Origin of the sequence: Kaistella sp., from assembly GCF_049588135.1 — a bacterium.
Lineage (GTDB): Bacteria > Bacteroidota > Bacteroidia > Flavobacteriales > Weeksellaceae > Kaistella.
Genome location: NZ_JBAVFG010000007.1, coordinates 1 through 6,902, shown reverse-complemented (window position 1 = coordinate 6,902; position 6,902 = coordinate 1). Strand labels below are relative to the sequence as shown.

Here is a 6,902-nt window from a genome sequence, read left to right as displayed (position 1 = left end):
CTACAAATTCTTTAATTTTTAAAAAAGTTACAATTCTCATTATTGATTACAAAGATAGTTCAAAATTTTGAATTTCAAAATATAATTTCGAAAAACAAAATCCAATATTATTAAATAAAAAAAAGCGAGAAAAAAATTCTCGCTCTAATTTATGATTTTAAATTCAATTTCAATTCCAACTCATCCAGCTGTTCATCAGCAATTTTACTCGGAGCATCAATCATCACATCTCTTCCAGAATTGTTTTTCGGAAAAGCGATATAATCTCGGATGACTTCGTTTCCGTCAAGAATAGCAACCAAACGGTCGAAACCTAATGCTAATCCTGCGTGTGGCGGTGCTCCATATTGGAAAGCGTTCATCAAAAATCCGAATTGTGCTTCTGCATTTTCTTTGGTGAACCCTAATAAATTAAACATTTTCGCCTGCAAATCTTTATCGAAAATTCTTACCGAACCACCACCAATTTCGTTTCCGTTGAGGATTAAATCATAAGCATTTGCTCTGGCTTTTCCGGGATCGGTTTCCAATAAATGAACATCTTCCGGCTTTGGCGACGTGAACGGATGATGCATCGCATGATAACGATTCGTCTCTTCGTCCCATTCCAAAAGTGGGAAATCGATGACCCAAAGTGGCGCAAATTCTTTCGGGTTTCTTAATCCCAAACGATTCCCAAGTTCCATTCTCAAAGCGGAAAGTTGGGTTCTTACTTTATTTTCATTTCCGGACATTAGGAAAATTAAATCTCCTGCTTTTGCCCCGAATTTTTCTGTAATTTTCTTTAAATCCTCTTCATTATAAAATTTATTTACAGAAGAAGTTACAACGCCATCATTTTGAAATTTAATCCAAATCATTCCGTTGGCACCAATTTGCGGACGTTTTACCCAATCGATTAATTCGTCGATTTGTTTTCTGGTATAATCTGCGCAATTCTCAACATTAATTCCGACCACCAATTCTGCATCATCAAATATTTTGAAATCTTTTCCTTTCACCAAATCGTTCACTTCCACGAATTCCATCCCGAAACGGATATCTGGCTTGTCGTTTCCGTATTTTTGCATCGCATCGGCGAAAGTCATTCTTGGGAATTTTCCGAATTCTTTTCCCGCAATATCTTTCAATAAAGTTGCGGTCATTCCTTCAAAGATTTCCAAAACGTCTTCTTGTTCTACGAACGCCATTTCACAATCGATTTGGGTGAATTCTGGTTGTCGATCTGCTCGCAAATCTTCATCACGAAAACATTTTACGATTTGGAAATATCGATCCATTCCGCCAATCATTAACAATTGTTTGAAGGTTTGTGGCGATTGTGGAAGCGCATAAAATTGTCCCGGATTCATTCTGCTTGGAACTACGAAATCCCTTGCTCCTTCCGGTGTTGATTTAATGAGAACCGGTGTTTCAACTTCAATAAAATCCTGTTCTGAAAGATAATTTCTCACTTTCTGCGCCATTTTATGACGGAAAATCAATTTATCTTTCACCGGATTTCTGCGAATATCCAAATAACGGTATTTCATTCTCAATTCTTCGCCGCCATCGGTTTGATCTTCAATGGTAAAAGGTGGTGTTTCTGATTCATTTAAAATCGTTAATTTCTCAACCAAAATTTCAATTTCTCCAGTCTGGATTTTTGGATTTTTGCTGACTCTTTCGATAACTTTTCCTTCGATTTGAATCACGAATTCACGTCCGAGTTTATGGGCGTTTTCTAATAATTCTGCAGAAGAACGGTCTGCATCAAATACCAACTGCGTAATTCCGTAACGGTCGCGTAAATCGATCCACATCATAAAACCTTTATCACGAATGGTTTGAACCCATCCGGAAAGGGTGACGGTTTGATTAAGATTTAGGATATTTAATTCTCCGTTGGTGTGCGTACGAAACATTTGTTTTATATTTTATATTTTAGAAATTATAGGTTCAGTTGTCTAATTTCCGATTGCAAAGATAAATAAATACGACAGATATGTAAATTAATTTACATATTCGTATTCTTTTTAGAATTTGAAAAATAAAAGATTGGGAGGCATATAATAGAAGGATATAGAAAATAATTACAGCAGATAGTCCGACTTGAGGTAATAGGAAGGTATTAGGGAACGACATAAATAATGACTGCAGTGTGGTTAAAAATTTTATGATTTTTTAAGAAATACTTTGTGAATATATTGTTTAACTTTGTGAAAATCAATCACTAAAAATAATTTTTAATTATGGGAAAAGGAGATAAAAAATCGAGAAGAGGAAAAATAACGAATGGTTCGTACGGAAAAAGAAGACCGAGAAAATCCGAAAAAGTAGCGGTTGCAGTGGTTGAAAAACCTGTAAAAGTGAAGGCAGAAAAAGCAGCAGCAAAACCAAAAGCGACTAAAGCCAAAAAAACCGAAGAATAATCTTCGGTTTTTTTATTGAAGCCCTTCTCCTTTGGAGAGGTATTTGGGGAAAGGAGAATTATTTTCCGCCAAAAAGATTTCCTAAAAGTCCGCTCAAGCCGCCTTGTTGTTGGTTTCCACCACCAAGAACGCTGCCTATAATTCCGCCTAAACCGCCTTGTTCTTGCTGTTGACCGCCGCCGAGAACGCTTCCTAAAATATCGCTCAAAGGATTTCCTGAAGATTGCCCATTTGCGCCGCCGCCAAGTACGCTTCCCAAAATATTATTCAAAGGATTTGATGGTTCAGCTTGTGCTTGATTTTGTGCATTGCCCAAAATTCCGCTCAATAAACCTCCCAAACCTCCACCTGAAGTCACGCCGTTGGTTTGTTTTTCTTGCCCAATAAATCCCATAATAACAGGAGCTAACATCGCCATAATCGGTGCGATTTTATCCATCGAAATCCCGGTATTTTGCGAAAGTTGATTTTCTACAGTTGCTTTGTCGCCACCAAAAATATGATCCAAAATAGAACCGCCTTCTTGCTGCCTTGCTTCAACTTGCGACGGATCGTTCAAAATGCTTCCGTCATGATCTTTGTCCAAAGCCGTGTTCAAAGCATTTGCTTCTTGCGGATCTTTGGATTTATTCATTAAATGACTAATAACCAATGGCGCTGCAACGGCCATAAGTGCAATAATTTGGTTTTTGCTGACACCAAATTTGTTTTCAGCTTGTTCTGCCACTTGGTTTCCGGCATTTCCTGTAATTAAATCAATTAAGCCCATCGTTTGTTTGTTTTTAAATTAGATAACTAAGTTAACGAAAATTATTTCAGATGAATTTTTTGAAGATGTAAATTATTGTTAAAGTTTAATGAAATGGCTTTAACTAATTGATTTTTAGAATTAATTTTTAAAAATAGGAACGTTAGAACACGCTTCACCGAACATCAAAGATTTCACAATCGGTTTCAGTTGTTCCACGAGTTCGATATAAGCATTTTCTGGGATTGATTCGTCGCTACAGCCTTTTACCAGAACTCTTTTGCCCATCATCTCTGTGAAATCATAGGTTTGAATACTGTTGTGCATCAATAAAACTTCCAAATCTTCGCGGTTTCCGAAAATTATTTTTTTGGTGAAGTCGGTCAATTTTGCGGTAATTAAAAAATATGCCCAAAGCGGAACAATCGCATCGGCAGAATTGTAGATAAAAACGTAAGAATCCTGATAGTTTTCAGTATTAATTTCTGCTACTTTTTCGCGAAAATCTTTTTCTTTAAGAATGATTCCTTCAAATAGAAAATCCTTCAAATCGATGCCAATTCGTTTGCCTTTCGGAACTAATTTTGAAAGGTCGAAATTGATGAGACCGCTTTCTGCGATTTTGTTTTTTATTTCTAAGTCTTCAGACATTTTTTTGGTGTTTGATATTAATAATTGTTCTTCATTTTCTTTGTAAATATTTTATCCAAAATATTTTTTATTATTTCTGAAAAGTTCATACAACAACTTCATATTTTCAAGTTCTTGCCAATTGCATTCTTTGGCAGGATTGCTGTCCAAATTATAAATTTTAGCATTTTCAATCGCCAAAATAAAAGGAGAATGCGAAGCGATAATAAACTGACAGTTCAATAAACGTGCATGTTTTTCAATTAGTTCTTTTACGACCAATTGCAATTTTGGTGAAAAAGAAGTTTCGGGTTCATCCAGCAAATATAAGGTATCGGGTTCAAAAATATTTTCAAAAAACGAAATTGCAGTTTCTCCGTTAGAAAATTGTTCGGACAATTCATTATGATTTTGCCATGCAAACATTCTTGATTTATCATCTTTTTCTTTGGCTTCCAGAATTCTTTTTTCTGCTTTTTCAGTTTTGTTTCGCAGATTTACAATTGCTTCTGCAATATCTTCGCTTCTGATCAATCGGCTTTCTTTCGGGATTTTTATTTCTTTTCCGTTTCGTTCCGTCATTTGAAAACCGCATTTTTCAACAAATTCATCAAAATAGAAAGAAGAATTTCCCGATGTCTTGTGTTTTATTTTAATTTTCTTGGCAATAACATTCAGCAAAGTTGATTTCCCGGAACCATTATTTCCATAAAAAACAGTAACCGGTGAGAAATTAATCACATCCAACATTTTGGAAGACAAAATTCGATATGGATAAACTCGCCTTTCCTCAAATGGCAAAGAAAATTTTTCAAGAAAAATCATACAAATTTCTTTAACTTTGAATCAGTAAATTTAGTAAAAATTACGTGTTAATAAAAAAATGAAATACTACATCATCGCAGGAGAAGCTTCCGGGGATTTGCACGCTTCCAATCTAATGAAATCGATTCTGAAAAAAGATTCTAACGCCGAATTTCGTTTTTGGGGCGGCGATTTAATGACGAAAGTTGCAGGGTTTTCGCCCGTGAAACATTACAAAGATTTGGCGTTTATGGGATTTTTGGAAGTGGCAAAAAATCTGAAAACGATTCTTAAAAACATTAAATTCTGTAAACAAGATATTGTAAATTACAAACCCGATGTTGTGGTTTTGGTCGATTATCCGGGTTTTAATTTGAGAATTGCAGAATTCGCAAAAAATTCGGGAATAAAAGTGATTTATTATATTTCGCCACAACTTTGGGCGTGGAAAGAAGGTAGAGTAGAAAAAATTAAAAATTTCGTGGACGAAATGCTCGTGATTCTTCCTTTTGAAAAAGATTTTTACAGGAAACATCAAGTTGATGCGCATTTCGTGGGACATCCTTTGCTTGATGCGATTTCGGATTTGCCAGAAATTGATATTCGAAAATTTAAATCAGAAAATAATTTAAACGAAAAAGAAATCATTGCACTTTTGCCCGGTTCTCGTGAACAAGAAGTTGCGAAAATGTTGGAGTTGATGCTTTCTGTTCGTACATTTTTTGCTGATTATCAATTTGTTATTGCAGGAGCGCCAAGTTTGCCGAAAGAATTTTACCAAAAATATGTTGATGAAAATGTACATTTCGTTTCCAATAAAACGTATGATTTATTGCGGGTTTCAAAAGCTGCTTTGGTAACTTCCGGAACGGCAACTTTGGAAACTGCGCTTTTGAATATTCCCGAAGTGGTGTGTTATCGAAGCAGCAGAATTTCGTATGAAATCGGGAAACGAGTGGTGAAAAATATCAAATATATTTCGTTGGTGAATTTGATTATGGATCAGGAAGTTGTGACGGAACTCATTCAAAGTGAGTTAAATACAGAGAATTTGGTTCGGAATTTAAAACGAATTTTGGAAGGTGATTCAAGACAAAAAATGCTGAGTGATTTCAAGTTATTGCGCAAAAAATTGGGCGGAAAAGGAGCGAGTGATCATGCCGCTGATGTTATTATAAATGGGTGATTTAACGCTATTTTTTAAAGATAGAATTAAGTAAATTTATCTTTAAAAAAAGTTGCATAAACAACCTTTACTTATTCTCTGCATTTGCTTTATTCTTGGCATTTTGTTTCAAGATTGTATTTTGCTGAAAATCAATTTCATTTGCATTTTATTGATTTTTAGTTTTTTATCGTTGTTTTTATTTTTAATTAAAAACTTTTTCATTCATCAGTTTCGTTTTATTTCCCTTTTTGTTTTGTTTTTTTCATTGGGTGTTTTTGCTCATTTTCTGAATTCTCAAAAACCGAAACTTCCAGATTTGAAAAGCAAAGAAAACATTGTTTTCAAAATCAATAAGAAGCTTAATTCCAATGAGAAAAACCGCCGTTATGAAATTACTGTATGGAAAGAAAAAGAACAATTTCTGAGCGTTTTATCGTTACCAAAATCTGAAAAAGATCTCGATTTTTTGCATTATTACAAAGCCGAGGTTTACATCAACAAAATTGAAAAACCATATCACGATTTTCAGTTCGATTATGGGAAATATTTGGCAAGAAAAGAAATTTATTTTCAAGCGTATTTGCCGAATTCTTTCCAAACAGGCAATCGAAATGATTTGACTTTTGCAGAAAAAATCAGGGAAAAGCGACTCGAAACTTTAAGCAAAATCGATCACGCCAATTTCAGCAAAAGAACCCGCGAGTTTACCAAAGGAATTATTTTGGCCGACAGAACCGAAATGGATTATGAAACGGTTCAGGATTTCAGTAAATCAGGATTAATGCATGTTTTGGCGATTTCTGGTTCGCACATGGCGATTGTTTTCTGGCTTATTTTATTGGTTTTGAATCCAATTTTTCCGCCAAAATTCAGAAAACTGAAAACGATTATTTCTTTAATTTTAATTTGGGCTTTTGCGATTTTTATTGATTACGGAAGTTCTGTGGTGCGCAGTTGCATTATGATTTCGGCTTATTATATTTATGTTTTATTGCAACGAAAACCCGATTTGCTTCATGCGATGGCGGTTGCGGCTTTTGCGATTTTAATCGCGGATACCAACCAGTTTTTCGATGTGGGTTTTCAGTTGAGTTTTGTAGCTGTTTTCGGAATTTTTTGGCTTAATCAACCTATTTTAAAG

Annotated in this window: 7 protein-coding genes; 3 read left to right on the top strand and 4 right to left on the bottom strand. The window is 34.8% G+C overall.

The window, feature by feature from the left end; translation table 11 throughout:
• Positions 1-149: 149 nt before the first annotated feature.
• On the bottom strand, positions 150-1,904 hold the full coding sequence (aspS, locus tag WBY99_RS00660; RefSeq protein WP_423974423.1) for an aspartate--tRNA ligase: 1,755 nt from the start codon (positions 1,902-1,904) through the stop codon (positions 150-152).
• Positions 1,905-2,231: 327 nt separating this feature from the next.
• On the opposite strand from aspS, the gene WBY99_RS00655 reads away from it, so the two are divergent.
• On the top strand, positions 2,232-2,411 hold the full coding sequence (locus tag WBY99_RS00655; RefSeq protein WP_423974422.1) for a 30S ribosomal protein THX: 180 nt from the start codon (positions 2,232-2,234) through the stop codon (positions 2,409-2,411).
• Between the two features lie 58 nt (positions 2,412-2,469).
• Here the strand turns inward: WBY99_RS00655 and WBY99_RS00650 are convergent, their stop codons facing one another.
• The 3 genes from WBY99_RS00650 to WBY99_RS00640 form a co-directional block, all read right to left on the bottom strand.
• Positions 2,470-3,180: a DUF937 domain-containing protein gene (locus tag WBY99_RS00650; RefSeq protein WP_423974421.1), complete on the bottom strand. Its 711-nt coding sequence runs from the start codon at positions 3,178-3,180 to the stop codon at positions 2,470-2,472.
• 120 nt (positions 3,181-3,300) lie between these two features.
• Positions 3,301-3,810 (bottom strand): DUF2480 family protein, encoded by a 510-nt coding sequence (locus WBY99_RS00645; RefSeq protein ID WP_423974420.1) that lies wholly within the window; start codon positions 3,808-3,810, stop codon positions 3,301-3,303.
• A gap of 51 nt (positions 3,811-3,861) precedes the next feature.
• Entirely contained in the window at positions 3,862-4,614 is a 753-nt protein-coding gene (locus WBY99_RS00640; RefSeq protein WP_423974419.1) for an AAA family ATPase, read from the bottom strand.
• 58 nt (positions 4,615-4,672) lie between these two features.
• Between WBY99_RS00640 and lpxB the strand changes: the two genes are divergently transcribed.
• Entirely contained in the window at positions 4,673-5,779 is a 1,107-nt protein-coding gene (lpxB, locus tag WBY99_RS00635) for a lipid-A-disaccharide synthase (protein ID WP_423974418.1), read from the top strand.
• 52 nt (positions 5,780-5,831) lie between these two features.
• The coding region (locus tag WBY99_RS00630) for a ComEC/Rec2 family competence protein (protein WP_423974417.1) at positions 5,832-6,902 on the top strand (1,071 nt) is incomplete at its 3' end.